Annotated in this window: 15 protein-coding genes, 2 tRNA genes, 3 rRNA genes and 1 other RNA gene; 16 read left to right on the top strand and 5 right to left on the bottom strand. The window is 64.0% G+C overall.

Features of this window, described 5'->3' with window-relative positions; all coding sequences use genetic code 11:
- Positions 1 to 341 precede the first annotated feature (341 nt).
- The 3 genes from CPBF1521_RS20950 (at position 342) to bphP (ending at position 4,198) form a co-directional block, all read left to right on the top strand.
- Complete coding sequence (locus CPBF1521_RS20950) at positions 342 to 1,607, top strand: TCR/Tet family MFS transporter (protein ID WP_115678165.1); 1,266 nt, start codon at positions 342 to 344, stop codon at positions 1,605 to 1,607.
- Between the two features lie 99 nt (positions 1,608 to 1,706).
- Entirely contained in the window at positions 1,707 to 2,300 is a 594-nt protein-coding gene (locus tag CPBF1521_RS20945; RefSeq protein ID WP_104586032.1) for a biliverdin-producing heme oxygenase, read from the top strand.
- Complete coding sequence (gene bphP / locus CPBF1521_RS20940; protein WP_115678164.1) at positions 2,297 to 4,198, top strand: bacteriophytochrome BphP; 1,902 nt, start codon at positions 2,297 to 2,299, stop codon at positions 4,196 to 4,198. Before CPBF1521_RS20945 ends, bphP begins: the two co-directional genes overlap by 4 nt.
- Before the next feature lie 229 nt (positions 4,199 to 4,427).
- On the opposite strand, the gene CPBF1521_RS20935 is transcribed toward bphP, so the two are convergent.
- Positions 4,428 to 5,603: a benzoate/H(+) symporter BenE family transporter gene (locus CPBF1521_RS20935; protein WP_115678163.1), complete on the bottom strand. Its 1,176-nt coding sequence runs from the start codon at positions 5,601 to 5,603 to the stop codon at positions 4,428 to 4,430.
- A gap of 812 nt (positions 5,604 to 6,415) precedes the next feature.
- On the opposite strand from CPBF1521_RS20935, the gene CPBF1521_RS20930 reads away from it, so the two are divergent.
- The 8 genes from CPBF1521_RS20930 (at position 6,416) to CPBF1521_RS20895 (ending at position 15,765) form a co-directional block, all read left to right on the top strand.
- Positions 6,416 to 7,962, top strand: a 16S ribosomal RNA gene (locus tag CPBF1521_RS20930).
- A 94-nt stretch (positions 7,963 to 8,056) separates the two neighbouring features.
- Positions 8,057 to 8,132: transfer RNA gene (locus CPBF1521_RS20925), tRNA-Ala, on the top strand.
- Positions 8,133 to 8,151: 19 nt separating this feature from the next.
- Positions 8,152 to 8,228, top strand: a tRNA-Ile gene (locus CPBF1521_RS20920).
- 227 nt (positions 8,229 to 8,455) lie between these two features.
- Positions 8,456 to 11,336 (top strand): 23S ribosomal RNA (locus CPBF1521_RS20915).
- A 127-nt stretch (positions 11,337 to 11,463) separates the two neighbouring features.
- Positions 11,464 to 11,578: ribosomal RNA gene (rrf, locus tag CPBF1521_RS20910) — 5S ribosomal RNA — on the top strand.
- Together the 16S, 23S and 5S rRNA genes with 2 tRNA genes alongside form the textbook arrangement of a ribosomal RNA operon.
- 414 nt (positions 11,579 to 11,992) lie before the next feature.
- A complete protein-coding gene (gene mutM, locus CPBF1521_RS20905) occupies positions 11,993 to 12,808 on the top strand; it encodes a bifunctional DNA-formamidopyrimidine glycosylase/DNA-(apurinic or apyrimidinic site) lyase (RefSeq protein WP_115678162.1) in 816 nt (271 codons plus the stop codon).
- Positions 12,809 to 12,992: 184 nt separating this feature from the next.
- Complete coding sequence (locus CPBF1521_RS20900; RefSeq protein WP_115678161.1) at positions 12,993 to 14,096, top strand: DUF4380 domain-containing protein; 1,104 nt, start codon at positions 12,993 to 12,995, stop codon at positions 14,094 to 14,096.
- Between the two features lie 67 nt (positions 14,097 to 14,163).
- A complete protein-coding gene (locus CPBF1521_RS20895; protein WP_115678236.1) occupies positions 14,164 to 15,765 on the top strand; it encodes an OpgD/OpgG family glucan biosynthesis protein in 1,602 nt (533 codons plus the stop codon).
- Positions 15,766 to 15,899: 134 nt separating this feature from the next.
- On the opposite strand, the gene CPBF1521_RS20890 is transcribed toward CPBF1521_RS20895, so the two are convergent.
- Positions 15,900 to 17,144, bottom strand: coding sequence for a GAF domain-containing sensor histidine kinase (locus CPBF1521_RS20890; protein WP_115678160.1), 1,245 nt, complete (start codon positions 17,142 to 17,144; stop codon positions 15,900 to 15,902).
- A 509-nt stretch (positions 17,145 to 17,653) separates the two neighbouring features.
- On the bottom strand, positions 17,654 to 18,289 hold the full coding sequence (locus CPBF1521_RS20885; protein ID WP_016904282.1) for a thymidine kinase: 636 nt from the start codon (positions 18,287 to 18,289) through the stop codon (positions 17,654 to 17,656).
- 113 nt (positions 18,290 to 18,402) lie between these two features.
- Here CPBF1521_RS20885 and rep point away from each other — a divergent pair, with 113 nt between their 5' ends.
- Complete coding sequence (rep, locus tag CPBF1521_RS20880; protein ID WP_016904281.1) at positions 18,403 to 20,379, top strand: DNA helicase Rep; 1,977 nt, start codon at positions 18,403 to 18,405, stop codon at positions 20,377 to 20,379.
- A gap of 63 nt (positions 20,380 to 20,442) precedes the next feature.
- A complete protein-coding gene (locus tag CPBF1521_RS20875; protein ID WP_115678159.1) occupies positions 20,443 to 21,033 on the top strand; it encodes a GNAT family N-acetyltransferase in 591 nt (196 codons plus the stop codon).
- A gap of 4 nt (positions 21,034 to 21,037) precedes the next feature.
- On the opposite strand, the gene CPBF1521_RS20870 is transcribed toward CPBF1521_RS20875, so the two are convergent.
- Positions 21,038 to 21,113, bottom strand: a non-coding RNA gene (locus tag CPBF1521_RS20870) — sX9 sRNA.
- A gap of 77 nt (positions 21,114 to 21,190) precedes the next feature.
- Between CPBF1521_RS20870 and CPBF1521_RS20865 the strand changes: the two genes are divergently transcribed.
- The gene (locus tag CPBF1521_RS20865) at positions 21,191 to 22,225 is read left to right on the top strand and encodes a DUF4272 domain-containing protein (RefSeq protein WP_115678158.1); all 1,035 of its coding nucleotides are present in this window, start codon (positions 21,191 to 21,193) and stop codon (positions 22,223 to 22,225) included.
- A gap of 134 nt (positions 22,226 to 22,359) precedes the next feature.
- Here CPBF1521_RS20865 and CPBF1521_RS20860 read toward each other — a convergent pair whose 3' ends face one another.
- On the bottom strand, positions 22,360 to 23,028 hold the full coding sequence (locus tag CPBF1521_RS20860) for a YceH family protein (RefSeq protein WP_115678157.1): 669 nt from the start codon (positions 23,026 to 23,028) through the stop codon (positions 22,360 to 22,362).
- A gap of 293 nt (positions 23,029 to 23,321) precedes the next feature.
- Between CPBF1521_RS20860 and CPBF1521_RS20855 the strand changes: the two genes are divergently transcribed.
- Together CPBF1521_RS20855 and pyrF are read left to right on the top strand one after the other, a co-directional pair.
- Entirely contained in the window at positions 23,322 to 24,284 is a 963-nt protein-coding gene (locus tag CPBF1521_RS20855; protein ID WP_115678156.1) for a 5'-nucleotidase, lipoprotein e(P4) family, read from the top strand.
- Positions 24,281 to 25,006, top strand: a complete 726-nt coding sequence (gene pyrF, locus CPBF1521_RS20850) for an orotidine-5'-phosphate decarboxylase (RefSeq protein ID WP_016904023.1) — start codon at positions 24,281 to 24,283, stop codon at positions 25,004 to 25,006. The genes CPBF1521_RS20855 and pyrF overlap by 4 nt, the downstream gene beginning before the upstream one ends.
- The last annotated feature ends 141 nt before the right edge of the window (positions 25,007 to 25,147 follow it).

The following is a 25,147-nucleotide window of genomic DNA, read 5'->3' as shown; positions in this document are numbered from 1 at the left end:
TAACCGATCACCGGCACCACGCCACTCCTTCTCCCGCTCGCGGAAGAAGATGCCGGCCCTGGCAGCAGCCAATGCCGGCCCGGACGTGATCGAATTCGCCCCCGGCGCCATCACACGCTGAGCCAGACCATCAGCGTCGAATAACCGATCACCGGCACCATGCCACTCCTTCTCCCGCTCGCGGGAGAAGGTGCCCGAAGGGCGGATGAGGGCCAGCGGCCATCCAGGCACTCAGCACCAGCCGCCAGGCGGCGCTTGGGTCCGCACTCCATCAGTGCCCCCCGGGGCAACCGATCTCCATCCGCAGCTACACTTCCCGCCTCGCTACCCTGGGCTGCGCGATGTCTCCCTCCGCCGATTCCGCTCCCGCCACGGGCCGGCGCCGCGCCGCGCTGATCTTCATCTTCATCACCGTGCTGATCGACGTGCTGTCCTTCGGCGTGATCATTCCGGTGCTGCCGGATCTGGTGCGCCAGTTCACCGGGGGCGACTACGCCGTCGCGGCCGGCTGGATCGGCTGGTTCGGTTTCCTGTTCGCCGCCATCCAGTTCGTCTGCTCGCCGCTGCAGGGCACCCTGTCCGACCGCTACGGCCGCCGCCCGGTGATCCTGCTCTCGTGCCTGGGGCTGGGCCTGGATTTCATCCTGATGGCGGTCGCCCATTCCTTGCCGATGCTGCTGCTGGCGCGGGTGATCTCCGGGGTGTGCTCGGCCAGCTTCTCCACCGCCAATGCCTACATCGCCGACGTCACCCCGGCCGACAAACGGGCCGGCGCGTTCGGCATGCTTGGCGCGGCCTTCGGTATTGGGTTTGTCGCCGGCCCGTTGATCGGCGGCTGGCTGGGCAGCATCGGCCTGCGCTGGCCGTTCTGGTTTGCCGCCGGGCTGGCGCTGTTGAACGTGCTGTATGGCTGGTTCGTACTACCCGAATCGTTGCCTGCCGAACGCCGCACGCCACGCCTGGACTGGTCCCATGCCAACCCGCTGGGCGCGCTCAAGTTGCTGCGCCGTTATCCGCAGGTACTCGGACTGGCCTCGGTGGTGTTCCTGGCCAACCTGGCGCACTACGTCTACCCCAGCATCTTCGTGCTGTTCGCCGGGTATCAGTATCACTGGGGCCCGCGCGAGGTGAGCTGGGTGCTGGCCGGCGTCGGCGTGTGCAGCATCATCGTCAATGCGCTGCTGGTCGGCCGGCTGGTGCGTTGGCTGGGCGAACGCCGTGCGCTGCTGCTGGGCCTGGGCTGCGGGGTGGTCGGTTTCGTCATCTACGGGCTGGCCGACAGCGGCGCCGCGTTCCTGGTCGGCGTGCCGATCAGCGCGTTCTGGGCGATCGCCGCACCGGCCGCGCAGGCCCTGATCACCCGCGAAGTCGGCGCCGATGCGCAGGGTCGCGTGCAAGGCGCGCTGACCAGCCTGGTCAGCCTGGCCGGCATCGCCGGTCCGTTGCTGTTTGCCAATGTGTTCGCCTGGTTCATCGGCCGCGGCGCACCGCTGCATCTGCCTGGCGCCCCGTGGTTGCTGGCGGGTCTCCTGCTGGCCGCAGGCTGGGTCATGGCCTGGAAGCGGGCAGGGCGGGGCGCCGGCGTGGCCCCCGCCGTCCAAGGCTGATGCCAACCTATTCAGCTTGTGCTCGCGCCCGCTTTATCTGATTTGCGCAGTCGCTGCTAGGCTGATGCACTCCGTACCGCAGCACCGCTTCGACTCCCTATGTGTCCTGACACCCTGGCTGTTCCGCCCTCGGCCGCGCTCGCGTTGCGCCATGCCACGCAGGACACCCATCGCCTGGTCGAAACGGTTCCGCTGATGCAGGCGCTGGGGCAGGGGCAGGTCGATCGCGCCGCCTACGCGCTGATCCTGCGCCGGCACCACGCCTTGCTGGCCGGCTTCGAAGTGCAATTGAGCGACTGGCTCAGCACCCTGACCGGCAGTGGCTGGCCGTATCGCCGCCGCGTACCGGCCTTGCGCGAGGACCTGCACACGCTGGGCCAGCAACCGCAGACGGCCATCGCAGCGCCCGCCGCCGGCAGCGATGCCGCGCGCTGGGGCATGCTCTACGTCATCGAAGGCTCGCAACTGGGTGGGCGGATGATCGCGCGCATCTTGCGCAAGCAGCAGCCGGCGCTGGCCGACGCCTTGCGGTATTTCGAACTGGCCAACGACGATCCGGCCGGCTGGCGCCGTTTCCAGGCGGTGCTCGACCAACGCCTGGACACTGCATCCGCGCGCGAGGCCGCCATCGACGGTGCGCAGCGCATGTTTGCCCACTTCCACACCTGTCTTGCAGCGGAGCCGCGCGCGTGAATCAGCCTACCGAACCCCTGGACATGGATGTCTGTGCGCGTGAGCCGATCCATATCCCCGGCCTGATCCAGCCGTACGGCGTTTTGCTGGTGATCGAGCCGGCCGATGGTCGCATCGTGCAGGCCAGCACCACCGCCGCCGACCTGCTCGGGGTGCCGCTGACCGAGCTGCTGGGCATGGCCTACACCCAGGTGCTGGAACTGCCCGGCGAGCAGCCGTTCGTGGTCGAGGACCAAGCGCAGCACCTGCTGCATGCCGACGTGCGCTTCCCCCTGCGCGCGGCCGCCACCGACCACCCGTGGGTGGCCGCCTGGCATCTGTATCCGGAGCAATGGCTGGTCGAGATCGAGCCGCGCGACGCACGCCTGATGGATGTCACCCTGCGCGAAGCACTGCCGTTGTTGCGCAGTATCGAGCGCGATCCCGGCATCGCCGAAGCCGCCGTGCGCGCCGCCAAGGGGCTGCGCAGCATGATCGGCTTCGACCGGGTGATGGTGTATCGCTTCGATGAAGAGTGGAACGGCGACGTCATCGCCGAAGCGCGCCAGCCCGAGCTGGACGCCTATCTCGGCCTGCATTACCCGGCCACCGACATCCCGGCCCAGGCGCGCGCGCTGTACCTGCGCAACCGCGTCCGCCAGATCGCCGATGTCGGCTATCGGGCCTCGCCGATCGAGCCCACGCTGCATCCGCGTCTGGGCACCCCGGTGGATCTGAGCGATGTCAGCCTGCGCAGCGTCTCGCCGGTGCACCTGGAATACCTGGCCAACATGGGCGTGACCGCCACGCTGGTGTCGTCGATCGTCGTCAACGATGCGCTATGGGGGCTGATCTCCTGCCACCACTACAGCCCGCACTTCACCAGCCATGCCATGCGCGATGCCACCGATGCGGTGACTCGCGCGCTGGCCGGGCGTATCGGCGGATTGCAGGCGGTGGCGCGCGCGCACATGGAATCGGTGCTGCTCACCGTGCGCGAGAAGCTGATCACCGACTTCAACGACGCCGACCAGATGACCGTGGAAATGCTCGCCGACATGGCGCCGGACCTGATGGACGTGGTCGACGCCGATGGGGTGGCGATCTTCCACGGCGGCGAGATCAGCCGGCATGGCAGCACCCCGGACGCGGCCGCGTTGCGCCGCATCCGCGACCACATCGAATCCGAACACCACGACGCCCTGCGCGAAGATGCGGTCGGCGCCCTGCATGTGGATGCGATCGGCGAGGTGTTCCCCGAGCTGGCCGACCTTGCCCCGCTGGCCGCCGGCTTCATCTTCGTGCCGCTGATGCCGCAATCGCGCAGCGCCTTGCTGTGGACCCGCCGCGAGCAGGTGCAGCAGGTCAAATGGGCCGGCAATCCACAGCTGGCCAAGCTGGCGGACATCCCCAACTCACGGTTGTCGCCACGCAAGAGCTTCGACCTCTGGCAGGAGACCGTGCGCGGTCGCGCGCGGCGCTGGTCGCCGCTGCACCTGGAATCGGCGCGCAGCCTGCGCGTGCTGATCGAACTGATGGAGCGCAAGCGCTTCCAGCAGGATTTCACCCTGCTCGAAGCCTCGCTCTCGCGCCTGCGCGATGGCGTGGCCATCATCGAGCGTGGCACCACGGCCGCGCACCGGCTGATGTTCGTCAACCCGGCCTTCGCGGAACTCAGCCAGACCGAAGTGGCCGACCTGATCGGCTGCGACATCCTGTCCCTGCTGGCCAGCGACGCCGCCCCGCCCCAGGTGGAACTGCTCGAGGAGGCATTGCGCCAAGGCCGCGCCGCCTACGTCACCCTGCCGCTGCGCTCGCAGGACAGCGCGCCGGTCTACCGTCAGTTCCATCTCGAACCCCTGCCCAGCCCCAACGGCGTCACTGCCCACTGGCTGCTGCAGCTACGCGACCCCGAATAAGCCCGGTCGACAACCAGATGGCCTGCCGCAGCTAAGCGTGGGCAGTAAAACGTGGTGCGCAGTCGTAAGGTGGGTGCGGATGGCGCGCAGGAACCGCAGTTTGCGCGTGATACAGAACGTGTTCCGCGTGGGCCTGGTCCGCGTCGAGCGCGCGGTCAGGAGCGGTTGTCGATGGCCGAATCCGAAGGACTGCCCGCACCGCGCGCCCGTCTGGCGGTTTGACCGGTCGCTAAGCCCGCCGCCGCAACACCAACAAGGTGACCGCTCCGGCCACCAGGCCCCAGAACGAGGCGCCGATCCCGCCCAGCGTCAGCCCCGATGCGGTCACCAGGAAGGTGATCAAGGCCGCTTCGCGCTCGCTGTCCTGCTGCAGGGCCGCCGCCAGGCTGTTGCCGATCGTACCCAGCAGGGCAATCCCGGCGATCGCCATCACCAGCTCGCGCGGGAAGGCCGCAAACACCGCCGCCACGGTGGCGCCGAACACGCCGATCAGCACATAGAACACGCCCGCGCTTACCGCAGCGGCGTAACGCCGCGCCGGATCCTCGTGCGCCTCGCGGCCCATGCAGATCGCCGCGGTGATGGCCGCCAGGTTCAAGGCATAGCCACCGAACGGCGCCAGCAGCGTATTGACCACCCCGATCCAGCCGATCGTCGGCGAGATCGGCACGCTGTAGCCGGAGGCGCGGATCACCGCCACGCCCGGCACGTTCTGCGAGGCCATGGTGACCACGAACAATGGAATCGCCAGCCCGAACAGCGCCGCCCACGACAACGACGGCACCACCAGCACCGGGTGGGCCAGTTCAAGCTGCACGCTCTTCCACTGCATCAACCCGCCCCCTGCCGCAATCGCCAAGCCGACCAGCAAGGTCGCAATCACCGCATAGCGTGCAAACCAGCGTCGCCCGGCCAGATAGGCCGCCAGCATCGCCAGCGCCAGCAACGCCTGGCTCTGTATCGCCACAAACAGGTCCAGCCCGAAGCGCAACAACACCCCGGCCAGCATGCCCGAGGCCAGCGAGATCGGAATGCGCCGGATTGCCTTCTCAAATAGCCCAGAAAAGCCGGCCAGCATGCCAAGCACCGCCGCCACCACAAACGCCCCGATCGCCTCGCGCAACGGCACCCCGGCCGCACTGCCGATCAGCATCGCCGCGCCCGGCGTGGACCAGGCCGTCACCACCGGCACCCGGTAACGCAGCGACAGGCCGATGCAGGTCACGCCCATGCCGATCCCGAGTGCCCACATCCACGAGGCGATCTGGGCCTGGTCCGCCCCCAGGTGACGTGCCGCCTCGAACACGATCACCGCAGAACTGGCAAAGCCCACCAGTACCGTGACAAAGCCCGCGGCAATCGCAGGCAGGGACAGATCGCGAAGCAGGCTGCGGGAAGGAGGCATCGTGAGGTCTCTATCTCTGGTGCCCGCATTTTCACCGAGCGCGCCGTTGATCGATACCGCGGCAGCTTGTGTGGTTGCTCTATCGACGGTGCTTTTCGTCCTGCATGGAAAGTGCCGCGCGGCTCCACCGCGTCAATCCTGCGCCATGTCCTGGATAGAGGGAGCAGATCCGATACACCGCATGGCACGTGAAATCAGGGCCGTGCATGGGCGCAAGCACGTGCCTGTCATGCCAGTGTCAAAAAGTGCTTGCACTTCTGCACAGTCTCGATAAACTGCGCGGCCTCGCTCAGGACGGCGGCGCTTCTCGAAGCACCGCGACAACGAACGGGGCGAATCGGAAACATCACAAGGTGTTGACGAAACGAAAAAGCCGGCTATGATGGGCGGCTCGCTACACGGAAAGATGCTTCGGCAGATTGAGGTGCAGCGGCGGCAACTTCCTCTTCACGAGGGGTTGACGAAGATGAAAAGCCTGCTAATATGGCCGGCTCGCTTCGCAGAAAACCTTCGGGTCGAAACGAAGCAGCGTCAACCACCTCGAAATGAGGTGTTGACGGCAAGAAAAAGTCCGCTATAATGGGCGGCTCGCTTCGGCGGAAACGACGAAGCTGACGGGAACGGCGCTGAGGCCACTTCCCAATGTTCTTTGACAGTGTGCGCAGGTAATTTGTGCGGACGCCTGCAGGAAGGATGATTGTCCATCTTGCAGACGTTTAATCAAAAAGCAACATATTAATTGCTTTGCAAGCGATAAGTTGTCAGTGGTTGAACTTCTGCAGCTAAAGTATTTGTCTTCGGACATGTAATTTTAAGTGAAGAGTTTGATCCTGGCTCAGAGTGAACGCTGGCGGCAGGCCTAACACATGCAAGTCGAACGGCAGCACAGTAAGAGCTTGCTCTTATGGGTGGCGAGTGGCGGACGGGTGAGGAATACATCGGAATCTACTCTTTCGTGGGGGATAACGTAGGGAAACTTACGCTAATACCGCATACGACCTACGGGTGAAAGCGGAGGACCTTCGGGCTTCGCGCGATTGAATGAGCCGATGTCGGATTAGCTAGTTGGCGGGGTAAAGGCCCACCAAGGCGACGATCCGTAGCTGGTCTGAGAGGATGATCAGCCACACTGGAACTGAGACACGGTCCAGACTCCTACGGGAGGCAGCAGTGGGGAATATTGGACAATGGGCGCAAGCCTGATCCAGCCATGCCGCGTGGGTGAAGAAGGCCTTCGGGTTGTAAAGCCCTTTTGTTGGGAAAGAAAAGCAGTCGGTTAATACCCGATTGTTCTGACGGTACCCAAAGAATAAGCACCGGCTAACTTCGTGCCAGCAGCCGCGGTAATACGAAGGGTGCAAGCGTTACTCGGAATTACTGGGCGTAAAGCGTGCGTAGGTGGTGGTTTAAGTCTGTTGTGAAAGCCCTGGGCTCAACCTGGGAATTGCAGTGGATACTGGGTCACTAGAGTGTGGTAGAGGGTAGCGGAATTCCCGGTGTAGCAGTGAAATGCGTAGAGATCGGGAGGAACATCCGTGGCGAAGGCGGCTACCTGGACCAACACTGACACTGAGGCACGAAAGCGTGGGGAGCAAACAGGATTAGATACCCTGGTAGTCCACGCCCTAAACGATGCGAACTGGATGTTGGGTGCAATTTGGCACGCAGTATCGAAGCTAACGCGTTAAGTTCGCCGCCTGGGGAGTACGGTCGCAAGACTGAAACTCAAAGGAATTGACGGGGGCCCGCACAAGCGGTGGAGTATGTGGTTTAATTCGATGCAACGCGAAGAACCTTACCTGGTCTTGACATCCACGGAACTTTCCAGAGATGGATTGGTGCCTTCGGGAACCGTGAGACAGGTGCTGCATGGCTGTCGTCAGCTCGTGTCGTGAGATGTTGGGTTAAGTCCCGCAACGAGCGCAACCCTTGTCCTTAGTTGCCAGCACGTAATGGTGGGAACTCTAAGGAGACCGCCGGTGACAAACCGGAGGAAGGTGGGGATGACGTCAAGTCATCATGGCCCTTACGACCAGGGCTACACACGTACTACAATGGTAGGGACAGAGGGCTGCAAACCCGCGAGGGTAAGCCAATCCCAGAAACCCTATCTCAGTCCGGATTGGAGTCTGCAACTCGACTCCATGAAGTCGGAATCGCTAGTAATCGCAGATCAGCATTGCTGCGGTGAATACGTTCCCGGGCCTTGTACACACCGCCCGTCACACCATGGGAGTTTGTTGCACCAGAAGCAGGTAGCTTAACCTTCGGGAGGGCGCTTGCCACGGTGTGGCCGATGACTGGGGTGAAGTCGTAACAAGGTAGCCGTATCGGAAGGTGCGGCTGGATCACCTCCTTTTGAGCATGACATCATTGTTCCTGTCGGGCGTCCTCACAAATTACCTGCATTCAGAGATTCATACCGGCACAGGTCGGTATGCGAAGTCCCTTTTGGGGCCTTAGCTCAGCTGGGAGAGCACCTGCTTTGCAAGCAGGGGGTCGTCGGTTCGATCCCGACAGGCTCCACCATATTGAGTGAAAAGACTTCGGGTCTGTAGCTCAGGTGGTTAGAGCGCACCCCTGATAAGGGTGAGGTCGGTAGTTCGAGTCTACCCAGACCCACCACTCTGAATGTAGTGCACACTTAAGAATTTATATGGATCAGCGTTGAGGCTGATACATGTTCTTTTATAACTTGTGACGTAGCGAGCGTTTGAGATATCTATCTAAACGTGTCGTTGAGGCTAAGGCGGGGACTTCGAGTCCCTAAATAATTGAGTCGTATGTTCGCGTTGGTGGCTTTGTACCCCACACAACACGGCATGTGACCCCGAGGCAACTTGGGGTTATATGGTCAAGCGAATAAGCGCACACGGTGGATGCCTAGGCGGTCAGAGGCGATGAAGGACGTGGTAGCCTGCGAAAAGTGTCGGGGAGCTGGCAACAAGCTTTGATCCGGCAATGTCCGAATGGGGAAACCCACTGCTTCGGCAGTATCCTGCAGTGAATTCATAGCTGCTGGAAGCGAACCCGGTGAACTGAAATATCTAAGTAACCGGAGGAAAAGAAATCAACCGAGATTCCCTAAGTAGTGACGAGCGAACGGGGAGCAGCCCTTAAGCTGGAATGGCTTTAGAAAAACAATCTGGAAAGATTGGCCATAGAAGGTGATAGCCCTGTATTTAAAAGGGCCACTCCAGTGAAGACGAGTAGGGCGGGGCACGTGAAACCCTGTCTGAATATGGGGGGACCATCCTCCAAGGCTAAATACTCCTGACCGACCGATAGTGAACCAGTACCGTGAGGGAAAGGCGAAAAGAACCCCGGAGAGGGGAGTGAAATAGATCCTGAAACCGTGTGCGTACAAGCAGTAGGAGCTCGCAAGAGTGACTGCGTACCTTTTGTATAATGGGTCAGCGACTTACTGTTCGTGGCAAGCTTAACCGTATAGGGGAGGCGAAGGGAAACCGAGTCTGATAAGGGCGCATAGTCGCGGGCAGTAGACCCGAAACCGGGTGATCTAGTCATGGCCAGGGTGAAGGTGCCGTAACAGGTACTGGAGGCCCGAACCCACGTCTGTTGCAAAAGACGGGGATGAGCTGTGATTAGGAGTGAAAAGCTAATCGAACCCGGAGATAGCTGGTTCTCCTCGAAAGCTATTTAGGTAGCGCCTCGGACGAATACTACTGGGGGTAGAGCACTGTTATGGCTAGGGGGTCATCGCGACTTACCAAACCATTGCAAACTCCGAATACCAGTACGTACTATCCGGGAGACACACGGCGGGTGCTAACGTCCGTCGTGAAAAGGGAAACAACCCAGACCCACAGCTAAGGTCCCAAATTCACTGCTAAGTGGAAAACGATGTGGAAAGGCATAGACAGCCAGGAGGTTGGCTTAGAAGCAGCCACCCTTTAAAGAAAGCGTAATAGCTCACTGGTCGAGTCGGTCTGCGCGGAAGATTTAACGGGGCTAAGCAGTGAACCGAAGCTTGGGGTGCATAAAACTTGTTTTATGCGCGGTAGAGGAGCGTTCCGTAAGCCTGCGAAGGTGGATTGAGAAGTCTGCTGGAGGTATCGGAAGTGCGAATGCTGACATGAGTAACGATAATGCGGGTGAAAAGCCCGCACGCCGAAAGCCCAAGGTTTCCTTGCGCAACGTTAATCGACGCAGGGTTAGTCGGTCCCTAAGGCGAGGGCGAAAGCCGTAGTCGATGGGAAGCAGGTTAATATTCCTGCACCTCGCGTGAGTGCGATGGAGGGACGGAGAAGGTTAGGTGTACCGGGCGTTGGTTGTCCCGGGGAAAGGCGGTAGGTTTGGATCTTTGGCAAATCCGGGATCCTTTAAGACCGAGCACCGAGACGAGCCTTTATGGCAAAGTCACTGATACCACGCTTCCAGGAAAAGCTCCTAAGCTTCAGCTCACGAAGACCGTACCGTAAACCGACACAGGTGGGTAGGATGAGAATTCTCAGGCGCTTGAGAGAACTCGGGTGAAGGAACTAGGCAACATGGCACCGTAACTTCGGGAGAAGGTGCACCCTTTTTGGTGGCTCATGCGAGCTATAGCTGAAGAGGGTCGCAGAAACCAGGCCGCTGCGACTGTTTATCAAAAACACAGCACTCTGCAAACACGAAAGTGGACGTATAGGGTGTGACGCCTGCCCGGTGCTGGAAGGTTAATTGATGGGGTCAGCCGCAAGGCGAAGCTCTTGATCGAAGCCCCAGTAAACGGCGGCCGTAACTATAACGGTCCTAAGGTAGCGAAATTCCTTGTCGGGTAAGTTCCGACCTGCACGAATGGCGTAACGACAGCGGCGCTGTCTCCACCCGAGACTCAGTGAAATTGAAATCGCTGTGAAGATGCAGCGTTCCCGTGGCAAGACGGAAAGACCCCGTGAACCTTTACTATAGCTTTACACTGAACGTTGAGTTCGTCTGTGTAGGATAGGTGGGAGGCTATGAAACTGTGGCGCTAGCTGCAGTGGAGCCATCCTTGAAATACCACCCTGTCGTGCTTGACGTTCTAACCTAGATCCGTTATCCGGATCAGGGACCGTGTATGGTGGGTAGTTTGACTGGGGCGGTCTCCTCCTAAAGAGTAACGGAGGAGCACGAAGGTACGCTCAGCGCGGTCGGACATCGCGCACTGTGTGCAAAGGCATAAGCGTGCTTGACTGCAAGATCGACGGATCAAGCAGGTACGAAAGTAGGTCTTAGTGATCCGGTGGTTCTGTATGGAAGGGCCATCGCTCAACGGATAAAAGGTACTCCGGGGATAACAGGCTGATACCGCCCAAGAGTTCATATCGACGGCGGTGTTTGGCACCTCGATGTCGGCTCATCACATCCTGGGGCTGTAGTCGGTCCCAAGGGTATGGCTGTTCGCCATTTAAAGTGGTACGCGAGCTGGGTTCAGAACGTCGTGAGACAGTTCGGTCCCTATCTGCCATGGGCGTTGGAAGTTTGAGAGGGGCTGCTCCTAGTACGAGAGGACCGGAGTGGACGAACCTCTGGTGTTCCGGTTGTCACGCCAGTGGCATTGCCGGGTAGCTATGTTCGGAAGCGATAACCGCTGAAAGCATCTAAGCGGGAAGCGCGCCTCAAGATGAGACTTCCCGGGGCACAAGCCCCCTAAAGGAACCATATAGACTATGTGGTTGATAGGTCAGGTGTGTAAGTACAGCAATGTATTGAGCTAACTGATACTAATGATCCGTGCGGCTTGACCATATAACCTCAAGTTGCCTTGGTCCCAACGAACGTTGGTAGATCATCAAACGCAAGCTACGTCACAAGTTAACTATGCGAGACTGGGCGCCTTAATCCGTTTCTTGGATGGCGACGCTCCAACCGTCTCCCTGGTGAAATTAGCGCTGTGGAACCACCCGATCCCATCCCGAACTCGGAAGTGAAACGCAGCTGCGCCGATGGTAGTGTGGCTCAAGCCATGCGAGAGTAGGTCATCGCCAGGGGCTTTACCCGAAACCCTCAGTCCAACAGGACTGAGGGTTTCTTTTTGTCCAAAATCCGCAACGTAACCGCCAAAAACACCGCGCGAGGACGCACGCGGACCAGCGGATCCGCATCCGCAGGCTCGACGCTCAGGCTGAGCCAGGCACTGGTGCCAGGGCTCGCGCCTGGCGCTTGCGTTGAAGCAGGACGCGCTAGCAAGGCCGAAAGGTCTGAATGTCACTGCAGAACTCGGACCGGCAAGCCGCAATCGGAGCAGGGCACCGATACCAGGACACGCGCTTGACGCTGGGGGCCCACTTCCTGGTACTGCAGCGGCATCCACCTTGCCCTGACCGCAAAGCTGGATTTACCGCGTTTGGCCACCATATTGATCCGCTCCGGCGTGCCGCCGGCCTGGTCGATTGGAGTTGTGCATGCCCGAGCTGCCCGAAGTCGAAACCACCTTGCGTGGGCTGGCACCGCATCTGGTCGGCCAACGCATCCACGGCGTCATCCTGCGGCGGCCCGATCTGCGCTGGCCCATCCCTGAGCAGATCGAACGTCTGTTGCCCGGCGCGACCATCACCGACGTGCGTCGTCGCGCCAAATACCTGTTGATCGATACCGATGCCGGCGGCAGCGCGCTGCTGCATCTTGGAATGTCCGGAAGCCTGCGCGTGTTACCCGGCGATACGCCGCCGCGGGCGCATGATCATGTGGATATCAGCCTGGAAAATGGCCGTATCCTGCGCTTCAACGATCCGCGCCGGTTTGGTTGCCTGTTGTGGCAGCACGCTGCACAGGTGCACGATTTGTTGGCGGCACTTGGTCCGGAACCCTTGTCGGATGCATTTACTGGCGATTATCTGCATGCACTGGCGAGTGGCCGGCGCGCGGCAGTGAAAACCTTTCTGATGGATCAGGCGGTCGTCGTCGGCGTGGGAAATATCTATGCGGCAGAAAGCCTGCATCGCGCCGGAATCAGCCCATTACGCGAAGCGGGCAAAGTGTCATTGGACCGTTACCGGCGCCTGGCCACGGCGGTGAAAGACATCCTCGGCTACGCCATCCAGCGCGGCGGAACCACGCTGCGCGATTTCATCAGCCCGGACGGGGCGCCCGGTTATTTCGAGCAGGAACTCACGGTGTATGGGCGCGAGGGTGAAACCTGCAAGCAGTGTGGACGTTTGCTGAAACACGCCACGATCGGTCAACGCGCGACGGTGTGGTGCAGCAGCTGCCAGCGTTGAACGCCGGCCAGCTGACCCACGTTGATCGAAACACCAGCCTCCAGCTCTGGATCAGTTACGACCGCTGGCCAGTAGCCCTCGGATAACAGCAAACAGCGCGCTTGGAGCAGCAGCGGCCGATTGCTTGATGGTGCGTTGCCGTGCATCGCGCCACAATCGTGACGTCCTGTGATTGGAGTCGTCCATGCCTGCCTCACTGCGCTACTTAATGCCGATCATGCTTGTGGGTGCATCAGCGTTGCCGCTGGCAACAGGCGCATACGCGGAAGAGCTTGCGTCCAGCACCAAACCTGGAGTTGAGCGCATCCAGTTGCACAACGGAGTTGTTGAACTCAGTGCTACGCCCGCCTTCGGTGGGCGCGTGCTGTCCTTCAATTTGCGTGGACACCCCAACGTGTTGAAGACCGGCGAGGCGGTTGATCAGCAGCCCGCGCCAGAAGTGTCCGCGACTGCAGGCGATATCCCGTATCTCGGCCACGATGTGTGGGTGGGGCCGCAGAGTCAGTGGTGGGTGCATCAACAGGTCAACCTCACACGTAAGGCTGCCACCGCGGTTTGGCCGCCGGATCCGTATCTGTCGCTGGCAACCACACGTGCAGTCACCCGTAGTGGCGATGAACTGATGTTGGAGGGGGTGCCCAGTCCGGTCACCGGCGTGCAGCTCCGCAAGCGCGTCGCGCTTTCATCCACGCGTGCCGATACCGTGGAGGTGGAGGCCACTGCGCGCAATATTCGCAAGGATCCGATCAGTTGGGACCTGTGGTTCAACACGCGGGTTGCGGCGGGCACGCGCGTGTTCGTCCCGGTTGCCGAGGCGGCAGACATTCGCCTGCAACCACCGAACGAGCCTGGCACGGTTGCGCCCACGTATCGGCACCACGGTGGTGTGTTTGCGTTGCGTGCCGATGCACGAAAGGACGGGCTGGTCCAGCGTGGCAAGGTGTTGCTGCAGCCTTCGGCGGGCTGGATGGCGGGCTTCGCCGGTGATCAGGTCCTGGTGATCCGCTTTGCGCATCAGCCGCTGGCGGCGATCCATCCGGAACAGGGGCAGGTGGAGTTGTATCTGGATGCACCGCCGCAGCATCCCGAGCGCGGGCTGCTGGAAATGGAAGTGCACGCGCCGTATCGGCAGCTGGCCCCGGGTGCGCACATGCAGGCGAACGAGCAATGGACCTTGCTGCGTTATTCCGGGCCGGACGCGCAGCAGGCGCAACAACAGTTCCTGTGCAGCAAGGCGCAGGAGCTGCAGCTGATCAATGCCTGCGCGCCTTCGTCTGCGGGGCCCTGACCTGCGCATTACCTCCGTGCCGCGCTGTGGCTATGATGTCGGCCATTCCCTGATCAGATCGATGCGCATGCAACGACGCCATTTCCTGAAGAATGCCGCTGCCGCATTGGCCGCGCTCGGTCTGCCGGCGCTGCCGCAGTGGGCGCTGGCGGCCAAGGCCGTTGGCCTGCGGCGCTTGGGGCAACCGCAGCCGTTCGACTATGCCTGGCTCAAGGGGCAGGCGCGTGCGTTGGCCACGGCGCCCTACAAGAGCCATAAGCAGCTGCTTCCCGGGCCCCTGGAAGCATTGAACTGGGATCAATACCAGTCGATCCGCTACCGCCAGGATCACGCGCTATGGGCCGACGGCAACGGCAAGTTCCAGGCCAAGTTCTTTCATCTGGGGCTGTATTTCCACACTCCGGTGCACATCTACGACATTGTCGATGGCAAGGCGCAGCAACTGGCCTACGACCCGGCGGCGTTCGATTACGGCAGCAGTGGCCTGGGCGGCAAGCAGTTGCCCAAGGACCTGGGCTTTGCGGGCTTCCGTCTCAATACACGCAAGGACACCGACCGCGATTTCTCCGCCTTCCTGGGTGCGAGCTATTTCCGCGCAGTCGGCAAGGAAGGCCAGTACGGGCAGTCGGCACGCGGGCTGGCGATCGACACCGGCACCGGCGGGCCGGAGGAGTTCCCGGACTTCATCGCCTACTACCTGGAGCAGCCGGCAGACGATTCGAACACCGTGGTGGTGTACGGGCTACTGGACTCGCCCAGCGTTGCCGGTGCGTATCGCTTCGCCATCACCAATGGCGAGGTGCTGGTGATGGAAATCGACAGCGCGCTCTACCCGCGCAAGACCATCGAGCGGCTGGGCATCGGCCCGTGCACCAGCATGTATCAGGTCGGCGAAAACGATAACCGCATGGATTGGGATTGGCGCCCGGAGATCCACGACACCGATGGCTTGGCGATGTGGACCGGCGGCGGCGAATGGATCTGGCGGCCGTTGTGCAACCCGCCGCAGCTGCGCTTCAACATGTTCGTCGATGAGAATCCGCGCGGGTTTGGCCTGTTGCAGCGCGATCGCAACTTCGACCATTACCAGGACGACGGCGTGTTCTACGAGAAACGCCCCTGCCTGTGGGTGGAACCGAAGAGCGGCTGGGGCAAGGGCTCGGTACAGCTGGTCGAGATCCCGACCGTGGACGAGACCTTCGACAACATCGTGGCGTTCTGGAATCCACAGGACAAGCCGCAGCCGGGCCAGGAATTGCTGATGGGGTACCGGCTGTACTGGGGCGCGCATCCGCCGGCCAGTTCGCCGCTGGCGCATTGCGTGGCCACGCGCACCGGCCTGGGCGGCATCGTCGGGCAGAAGCGCAGCCATTTCTCGTGGCGGTTTGCGGTGGATTTTGCCGGCGGCGAACTGGCTGCGTTGACCAAGGACCCGAAAGCCAAGGTCGAGGCCATCCTCCAGGTCTCGCGCGGGAGCACCGAAATCGTGTCGGCGCGTCCGCTGCATGAGCTCAAGGGCTATCGGGCGATGTTCGACCTGGTGCCGCCGGATGACAGCACCCGGCAGATCGATATCCGGCTGTTCCTGCGCGCCAACGGCAAGCCGCTGACCGAAACCTGGCTGTACCAGTGGACGCCGCCGCCGCCGAGCGAGCGCAAGATCTACTAGCGCAAGGCCACGCGCGGCCGGCAGCCACCGCGGTCCTTGCGCCAACGGCGCATCGAGATCGCGCCGGGTCGGGGAGCCGGCACGCTGCTGCTGCCATCACGCGCACGCCGAAGCGGTGCGCGACCGCGCGTCTGCTAGGCCTGGTTCGTTTTGGCGACAAGCTGCATGCGTCCACGCGGACGCATGCATGCCAGCTCCACCCGGAAGCAGGTGCCGTCCTTGCCGCTGATGATGCGCAGCTCGCCTTGATGGGCACGGGCGATCTGCGCGGCCATGTGCAGGCCCAGATCGACTTCGGGCAAGGGGCGTCCGCCGGCGTGCACGTGGGTGGAGGCGTGCAGCACGTCGAGCCGGCGCGGGTCGATACCGTCCAGATTGCAGACCTCGATGCGCAGGCGGCCCTGCTCGGTCACCGCGATCGCCTTGATCAGCGAGCTCTGTTGCCCCTGCACCACGGCGTTGATCATCAGGCTGCCGAACATCTGCGCCAGGCGCACCGCATCGCCATGCACCGGTTCGTCGATGGCCACGTGCGTGGACAGCACCTGGTTCGGATATGCGGCGCGGGTTTCGTCGACGACCTGCGATAGCGCATCGAGCAGATCGCTGCCGTTGCCGTAGTCCAGCTGCAGCCAGTCGCGCTCGATGCCGCGTGCGAAATCGCTGGCAAAGTCGATCAGCTCTTCCATGCGCCGCAGGCTGCGCTGCATCGACCGGATCGCGCCACCCTGGCGCTGGTTGAGCGAGTCGATCGCCAGCATGTCCACCACCGCATGCATGGACTGCAGCGGGTTGCGCAGGTCGTGGCCAAGGATGCCGATGAACTCTTCGCGCAGCCGGGCCGAGGCGCCGACACGCCCCAGTTCGCTGCGCGCGCGCAGCGATTCCTGCGCGCTCTCTTCGGCGCGTTGTTCGGCCTGGATCTGCGCTGCCAGCAGTTGCGCCAGCAGTTCGACCTTTTCCACCAACGGTGCGTCCATGACGCGCGGCAACGGGTCCAGCGCACACAAGGTGCCGAACACGCTGCCATCGTCGAACTTGATCGGCACCGAGACATAGCTTTCGAAGCCGTACAGCCGCGGCGTGGGGTGGTCGCGGAAGACCGGGTGCTCGGAGGCATGGCCGAACCACAACGCGTTGCCCTGGGTGCGCACGCTGTCGCAGAAGGTGGTGACCAGCGGTAGCTCGTCGCCGGGCGCCAGACCGAACGCCAGGTCGTCGCGCACCTGGCAGGTGATCCAGCGCGTATCGGTCACGCGCGCGACGGCGGCGAACCCCATGCCGGTCAGACGGGTGAGAACGGTCAGGACATCGGGCACCGACGATAGCCGGCCAACACGCGCGATATCGGCGCGTAACTCGGGAGGAAGCGGACCCATGTATTGCCTCCCGACAAGTGGATGGTCGCCAGTTTACAGGACTGCGGTTGCGCCTGGTTGCGCGCGGATCGCTGCAACGGCCCCGCAACGATACGCCTGTTGATGTGTAGCGAAGATGCAGTGGCGACCGCATGCCTGCGGGGGTTTAGCGACGCATCACAGGCGCATACCAGGCAGCGCGCCAGAGCATCCGGCTGAATTCTTCAGCTGCCGCCCTGCCAGGGTTAGCCGTCCGCTGGCACGTAAATACCGGGCCGATAATGCCGAATCATCCGGGAGCTGGAGGATCGCGAGCCGCGCATCAGGTCCATCGGGCGGGATCGGGTAACGGCCGCCGTGTGTCGCTGCAGTTGCGTGGGTTCAATGCGTTGCCAGGTGCGAAACGACGTTGGCACGCCATGCCACCCCGCGTCGGCGGCCATGTCGATGGCCGGTCCGTGGACGATCGGCGTTGCCAGCCGCGGGCAACCCGTCCAGCGTCGCGCTGCCCTTCCAACAGGGCGTGGGCGTTATGCGCCCGCTGGCGGCAGCGGCAATGCGATCTGCAGCGGGTCGATGCGCCCTTCGCCACGCATGATCTTCTTGAACTCGGCGCGGCTGACCGACACGTAGCGCTCGTTGCCGCCGATCTCCACCTGCGGGCCGTCCTGCACCGCGTGGCCTTGCGCATCCACGCGCACGGTCATGGTGGCCTTGCTGCCGCTGTGGCAGATGGTCTTGATCTCCTCCAGCTCGTCGGCCCAGGCCAGCAGGAACTGGCTGCCCTCGAACAGCTCGCCGCGGAAGTCCGTGCGCAACCCGTAGCACAGCACCGGAATGCGCAGGCGGTCGACCACCTCGCTCAACTGCCAGACCTGGCCGCGATTGAGGAACTGCGCCTCGTCCACCAGCACGCAGTGCAGCGCGCCTTCGGCCTGGATGTCGCGCTCGATCAGCTGCTGCAACTCGGTGTTGCGATCGAAGGTGCGCCCATCCGCGCGCAGCCCGATCCGCGAGGCCACCACGCCGCTGCCGGCGCGGTGATCGAGCTTGGGCGTGAGGATCAGGGTGCGCATGCCGCGTTCGCGGTAGTTGTGCGCGGACTGCAGCAAGGTGGTGGTCTTGCCGGCATTCATTGCCGAGTAGTAGAAGTAGAGCTTGGCCATCGGTGGATTTTACCGGGCCGGGCGGCCGGCGGTGACAGCCATCTGCATGAACCGGCGGCGCAGGCCTGCCCGACGCGGCGCCGGTACAATGGCCCGCTCTGTTGGAAGTCTCTATGCACGGTCTCAATCCCCCGCAAAGCGCCGCAGTGCTGCACTGCGAAGGTCCCCTGTTGGTGCTGGCCGGCGCCGGCAGCGGCAAGACGCGCGTGATCGTGGAGAAGATCGCGCACCTGATCGCCACCGGCCGCTATCCGGCCAAGCGCATCGCCGCGATCACCTTCACCAACAAGTCGGCCAAGGAAATGCGCGAGCGTGTGGCCAAGCGCATCCGTGGCGATGGCGCCGATGGCCTGACCATCTGCACCTTCCACGCGCTGGGGTTGAAGTTCCTGCAGATCGAGCACGCCGCTGCCGGCTTGAAGCGCGGCTTTTCGATCTTCGATTCCGACGATGCCGCCGCCCAGATCAAGGACCTGATGCACGGCGCCAAGCCGGATGCGATCGAGGATGCCAAGAACCTGATCTCGCGCGCCAAGAACGCCGGCCTGTCTCCCGAACAGGCGATGGCGGCAGCGCGCAGCAATCGCGAAAAGGAAGCCGCCAGCCTGTACGAGCGTTATCAGGCGCGGCTGACCACCTTCAACGCGGTGGACTTCGACGACCTGATCCGCCTGCCGGTGCAGATCCTGGAGGCCAACGAAGAGATCGTACTGGGCTGGCGCGAGCGCATCGGCTACCTGCTAGTGGACGAGTGCCAGGACACCAACGATGCGCAGTACCGGCTGCTGAAAATGCTGGCCGGGCCACGCGGCAACTTCACCTGCGTGGGCGACGACGACCAGAGCATCTACGCCTGGCGTGGCGCCAATCCGGAAAACCTGCAGCAGATGGGCCGCGATTATCCGGCGCTGGAAATCATCAAGCTGGAACAGAACTACCGCTGCTCCAACCGCGTGCTGCGTGCGGCCAATGCCTTGATCGCGCACAACCCGCACGAACACCTGAAGACGCTATGGAGCGACCAGGCCGACGGTGAGCGCATCCGTGTGTGGGAATGCCGCGACAGCGAGCACGAGGCGGAAAAGGTTGCCGCCGAGATCTCGTTCCTGGGGACCGCCAAGCAGGTGCCGTGGAGCGATTTCTGCATCCTGTTCCGCGGCAATTTTCAATCGCGGCCGCTGGAAAAGGCGCTGCAGCTGCTGCGCGTGCCGTATCACCTGACCGGTGGCACCGCGTTTCTGGAGCGGCAGGAAGTCAAGGACGTGCTGTCGTGGCTGCGGCTGATCGTCAATCCCGACGATGACGCCGCGTTTCTGCGCGCCGTGCAGTCGCCCAAGCGTGAGGTCGGGGCGACCTCGCTGGCGCGGTTGGCCGAGCTCGCCAGTGCGAAGTCGGTACCGATGTCGCGCGCGGCCGAGTCGATGGGCGCGCTGCAGCACCTGCCACCGCGTGCGGCCAATGGCCTGAGTGCGTTCACCGATATCCTGCGCGATATGCGCGAGCATTCGGCCACGCTGCCGGCGGGAGAACTGGTGCGCATGCTGGCCGAAAAATCCGGCCTGCTCAACGACCTGCGCAACCAGTCCAAGGACGACACCGGCTTCCAGCGCCGCAAGCGCAATCTGGACGAGCTGGCCGAGTGGTTCGAAGGCGGCCCGCGTGGTGCCAGTGCCAGCGACCTGGCCGCGCAGCTGGCGCTGTTGTCGCGCAACGACAAGGACGACGGCGGCAACCAGGTGCGCATGATGACCATGCACGCGTCCAAGGGGCTGGAATTCCGTTATGTGTTCATCGTCGGCTGCGAAGACGGCGTGCTGCCGCATGAAGTGAGCCTGGAAGAAGGCAACCTGCAGGAAGAACGCCGGCTGCTGTATGTGGGCATCACCCGTGCCAAGGAGCAGCTGTGGATGAGCCACAGCAAGTTGACGCGCAAGTTCGGCGAGCATGTGCGGCTCAAGCCCAGCCGCTTCTTCGACGAGATTCCGGCTGAAGAATTGCAGCGCGATGGCGCCGACCCGGTGGCCGATGCCGAGCGCAAGAAGGAGCGCGCCAGCGCGGGCCTGGCGGCGATCCAGGCGTTGTTCGACTAGCGGTTGTTGCGTACTACGCAGGCTTGCCAGCGACACGTCTGCACGGCAGGCTGGGTTGCCCTGATGCCGGAGTGCGCCGTGACCGTCGTGATCGAAACCCCGCGTTTGCGCCTGCGCACGCTCGACCCCGAGCGCGATGCCGATGCGGTGCTGGCATTGGTCAACGACCCCGGTTTCATCGCCGGCATCAACGACCGCGGTGTGCGGACCCGCGAGCAGGCGCGTGATCATCTGCGCGAGTGGGCGCAGGCGCACCAGCAACGCTACGGCTTTGCGCACTGGGCGGTGGAGACGCGCGCCGAAGGCGCCTTTGCCGGCACATTGGGCTTGTTGTGCCGCGATACCTTGCCGGTGCCGCATATCGGCTTTGCACTGCTGCCCGAACATCGCGGCAAGGGGTTTGTGAGCGAAGCCGGGCGCGCGGTGCTGGCGCATGCGCGCGATGTGCTGGGGTTGTCGCAGCTGTGCGCGATCGTGTCGCCGCGCAATGTCGATTCGATCCGCGCGCTGGAAAAACTCGGGCTGCAGCGGCAAGGCCTGCGCGTGTTGAGCCAGGAGGCCGATCCGGTGCTGTATTACACGATCGAGCTGGGCCCCGTCGACATGGACAGCCGGGCAGGCCTGCGGCACCCTGGCGGCGACGCTCACCGCTGAACGCGGCCGGCACAACGTAACGAGCAGTCGTCAGCGCAGCCTGGACGGCGCGGAAGAACTCCGGTGCACACTTGGCACAGGAGACTGCGCGCACCGACCGCAGCTGCCTGGCGATGAGCGCCATCGTGGTGTCCGTCGCCCCAACCAGGACACGTGCATGCCATTGCTGGTCAACGCCTATTCCACGCTGCGCGAGCCGGCGTGGCCGGATTTCCTGCCGCGCGCCGCCGTGCAGCACCGCGACCACGCCGATCCGGAACTGGCCAATCATCTGCACGGTTTTGTCGGCTACGTGAACCAGGCCGGCGACGGCCAGATGACCCAGCCGCGCTATCACCTGATGCGGCATGTACAGCGGGTGCGTCAGCACTTCACGTTCGAGGTCGACGATGCGGCGTTCGGGGAGTTGGCGCAGTGGGCCGAGCAAGCCAATGCGGTGTGTTTCCTGGCCGACGGCAGCGTGCGCGATCCACACGGGCGGGTGCTGATCAGCCAGGGCGAGCCGGCGATCGATGCGCAGGCGCAGGTGCCGTATCCGCCGGATGCCTTGCAGCGGCGTGCGCAGCAACTTGCGCAGCTGACCACGCAAGGCATTCGCGTGCCACCCGGCCTGCCGCCGGTGCCTGGCGAGGCCGAAGCACGGGTGCGCGATGCTGCGACGGTGACGCAGCGCATGCTGGGCTTGTTTGCGGTGGCCTTGCGCGCGGAGATGCTGGCCGCCGGCGATACGCCACCGGCGTTGGAAGAGATGGACGCCCGCCTGCCCGGCGTGGCGGCGGCACTGTCGCCGCAGGAGCGCGCCTTTTTTGCCCAACCCGTGCCGGAGCCGCAGCAGCTCGCCAACTTCGGCTGGCGCTACGAGAGCCTGGCCGTGCTGCAGTGGGCCCTGGGGCTGGCCGAGGCGCTGCCGGAGCCGACCGACCTGTGCGATGTGCCCCTGGCCGCCCAGCGCGCGCTGGAGCATGCCGACACGGCGACGCGGCCATCGCTGACGCTACGGCCGGTGCCCGAACTGCTGGATGCGCTGGACCGGCACTTGCGCCTGCATTGGGCGGTGCGCCAGGCCGGCCAGAGCGAGCAACCGCCGCCGGGCGGCATCGTGCCGGGCGTGGTCTACGAGCGGCACTACGCCCTCAACTGGCTGCTGCACTTCGAAGACGCCGACTGGGACGAGGTGGATACGCCGACGTAAGCGGGATGGGGCGCAATCTGCGCCATCACCGCCCGGCAAGGCCCTCGTCCGGTAGCCGGGCCGGTCGGTGCGTGCACTGGGATCGGCGTGGGCGGCGAGGTGCAGCGGGCGTCTCCAGGCGCAGACCGTCGCGCTCAGGCGCCAGCCGCCTCCAGGCGCGCCTGCACGGCGGCCAGCGCATCCTGCAGCTCGGCGACCGTGGCTTCCAGTGTTTGTACGCGCGCTTCCAGCTCGCTGCTGTCGGCATTGCTGCGGGCGCTGGGGGCAGCGCGCGCGGCCGCAGCCTGCAGCGCCTCCACATCCAGCTCGCCACTGAGCAGATGCGCATAACGCTCTTCGCGCTGGCCGCTGGCGCGCGGCAGTTGCACGGCCAGGCCGCGCTGGATCAGCCGGTCCAGATGGTGGCGCACGTCGTCGGCATCGTTGAAGCGTGTCAGCCGCTCGCTGCGCGCGAACAGCTCGCCCAGCGTCTGCGGGCCGCGCAGCAGCAACAGACCGATCAGGGCGACCTGCTGGCGGGTCAGGTCCAGCACGCTGCCCAGCCGGTGCTCGTAGCGCTCGGCGCGCGAGGAGAACTGCTGGCGCACCAACCCCAGGGTTTCGAGTTGACGCAGGGCGTGATGCACCACGCCGGTCTGCAGGTTCAGCACCGGCTCGCGTGCGGTCTTCTGGTTGGCGGCCACCTGCGCGGCGTTGACCGTGAGCGGATACGCATCCGGCGTGGTCGCCTCCTTTTCGATCAGGCAGCCGAGCACGCGGGCCTGGGCGGTATCGAGGACGGGCGGGGAAGGTGTCTCTGTCATGGGGCGACTCCGGGGCAATCAGCGCACAAGGATATGCCGTTCCTGCATCGGCGTTCTTCAGGCCACGATCCCGCCGGCGATGCCGGCACCGGCAGCGGGAGCGAAGAGGCGGTCAGGTGCGGAGGCGGTCGGTTGCCCGCAGCGTGCGCAGGCGCATGCAGCACTCGCGCATCGCCATGAACCCCGCGATCGCGATGTCTTCTTCCATGCGCCTGCGGCACTGCCATCAGCGGGAGCGGGCGGTGCGGCGCGAACCCGCTAAAATCGCGGTCTTCATTGCCGCTCCTGTTCTGGTGGATGCCATGCGCCCCTCGCTTTACGCACCCTTGTCCCTGCTCGCCTGCATCGCGCTGGCCCTGAGCGCCTGCAAGCCCGCCGACCAGGAGCTGGCCCAGCGCGCGCAGGACGCCGCCGTGTCCGCCAATGCGGCCGCCAGCGCCGCCGCCAAGACCACCACGCAGCCTGCAGCCACCAGCGCACCGGCCGGCGACGACAACCTCAATGCGGTGCTGTGGATGCAGCGCTCGGAGGAGTACCGCGCGGTGGCCGAGCAGACCTATCGCGCTGCTGCCGACAAGCTGGACGCTGCGCTGAAGCAGCCCAACTGGGATGCGCTGGTGCCCGAGGAGCGCGGCAATGCCGCCAGCGGGCTGAAGCCGGCGGTGGTGCTGGACGTGGACGAAACGGTGCTGGACAACTCGCCCTACCAGGCGCGCCTGCTGCGCGACGGCAAGGAATACGACGAGCTGAGCTGGGACCAGTGGGTGGCGGAGAAGAAGGCCACCGCGATCCCGGGCGTGGTGGACTTCGCCAAGGCCGCCAACGCGCGCGGCATCACCCTGATCTACATCTCCAACCGCGCGGTGCACCTCAAGGACGCCACGCTGGCCAACCTGCGCAGCGTCGGGCTGCCGGTGGCCGACGACAGCGTGTTTCTGGGCCTGGGCACGGTGGTCAAGGGCTGCGAGCAGAACGGCAGCGAGAAGAACTGCCGGCGCCAGCTGGCCGGGCAGACGTACCGCGTGCTGATGCAGTTCGGCGACCAGCTCGGCGACTTCGTGCAGGTCACCGCCAACACCGGCCAGGCGCGGGGCGCATTGCTGCAGCAGTACCACGACTGGTTCGGCGAGCGCTGGTGGATGCTGCCCAACCCCAGTTACGGCGGCTGGGAGCCGGCGCAGTTCAACAACGACTACGGCAAGCCCTGGCAGCTGCGCCACGACGCCAAGCGCGCCGCGCTGGAGGTGGCCCGATGAGCCGCGCACCGCTGCCGCTGGCCGCGCATGAGCGGCTGATCTTCGCGCTGGATGTGCCCGGCCACGACGAGGCGATCGCCTGGGTCGACCGCCTGGGCGAGTCGGTGTCCTTCTACAAGATCGGCATGGAACTGCTGGCCTCCGGCGAGTACTTCCAGGTGCTCGACGCCCTGGCCAGGCGCGACAAGCGCGTGTTCGTGGACCTGAAGTTCTTCGACATCCCCGCCACCGTGGCCGGCACCATCCGCCGCCTGGCGCAGTGGCCGGTGAGCTATTGCACCGTGCACGGCTGGCACGCCGGCATGCTGCAGGCCGCCGCCGAGGCCAACCACGGCGACATGCGCCTGCTGGCGGTGACCGTGCTGACCTCGATGGGGCGCCCGGACCTGGCCGCGATGGGCATCGACCGCGAGCCGGTGGAGGTGGTGGTGGAGCGCGCGCTGGCCGCACAGGCGGCCGGCATCGACGGTGTGATCGCCTCCGGCCAGGAAGCCGGCCCGATCCGCAGCGCCACCGGCGCCGGGTTTTCGATCGTCTGCCCGGGCATCCGCCCCGGCGGCCCGGTCGGCGACGACCAGCAACGCACCGTGGGCGTGGCGCAGGCCTTCAACGATGGCGCCGATGCCATCGTGGTCGGCCGCCCGATCCGCCTGGCCACCGATCCGGCCGCCGCGGCGGCTGCGATCCAGGCCGAGATTCAAGCGGCGGTGGCGCAGCGCTGACGGAGCCTCCGGCGCGCGCCGGCCATGTCTAAGCAAGCAAAATCAACAAGTTAAAGCGATAGAATTAAAGTGTTGCTTTAACGTTAAAGCCTGCGTACGATGCCCCTCGTCCGATGTCAGTCGGAAGCTGTGCCACTCATT

The organism is Xanthomonas euroxanthea, assembly GCF_900476395.1.
Taxonomy (GTDB): Bacteria; Pseudomonadota; Gammaproteobacteria; order Xanthomonadales; family Xanthomonadaceae; genus Xanthomonas; species Xanthomonas euroxanthea.
The sequence above is the reverse complement of the archived record's forward strand: the minus strand, read 5'-3'. Positions and strand labels throughout refer to the sequence as shown.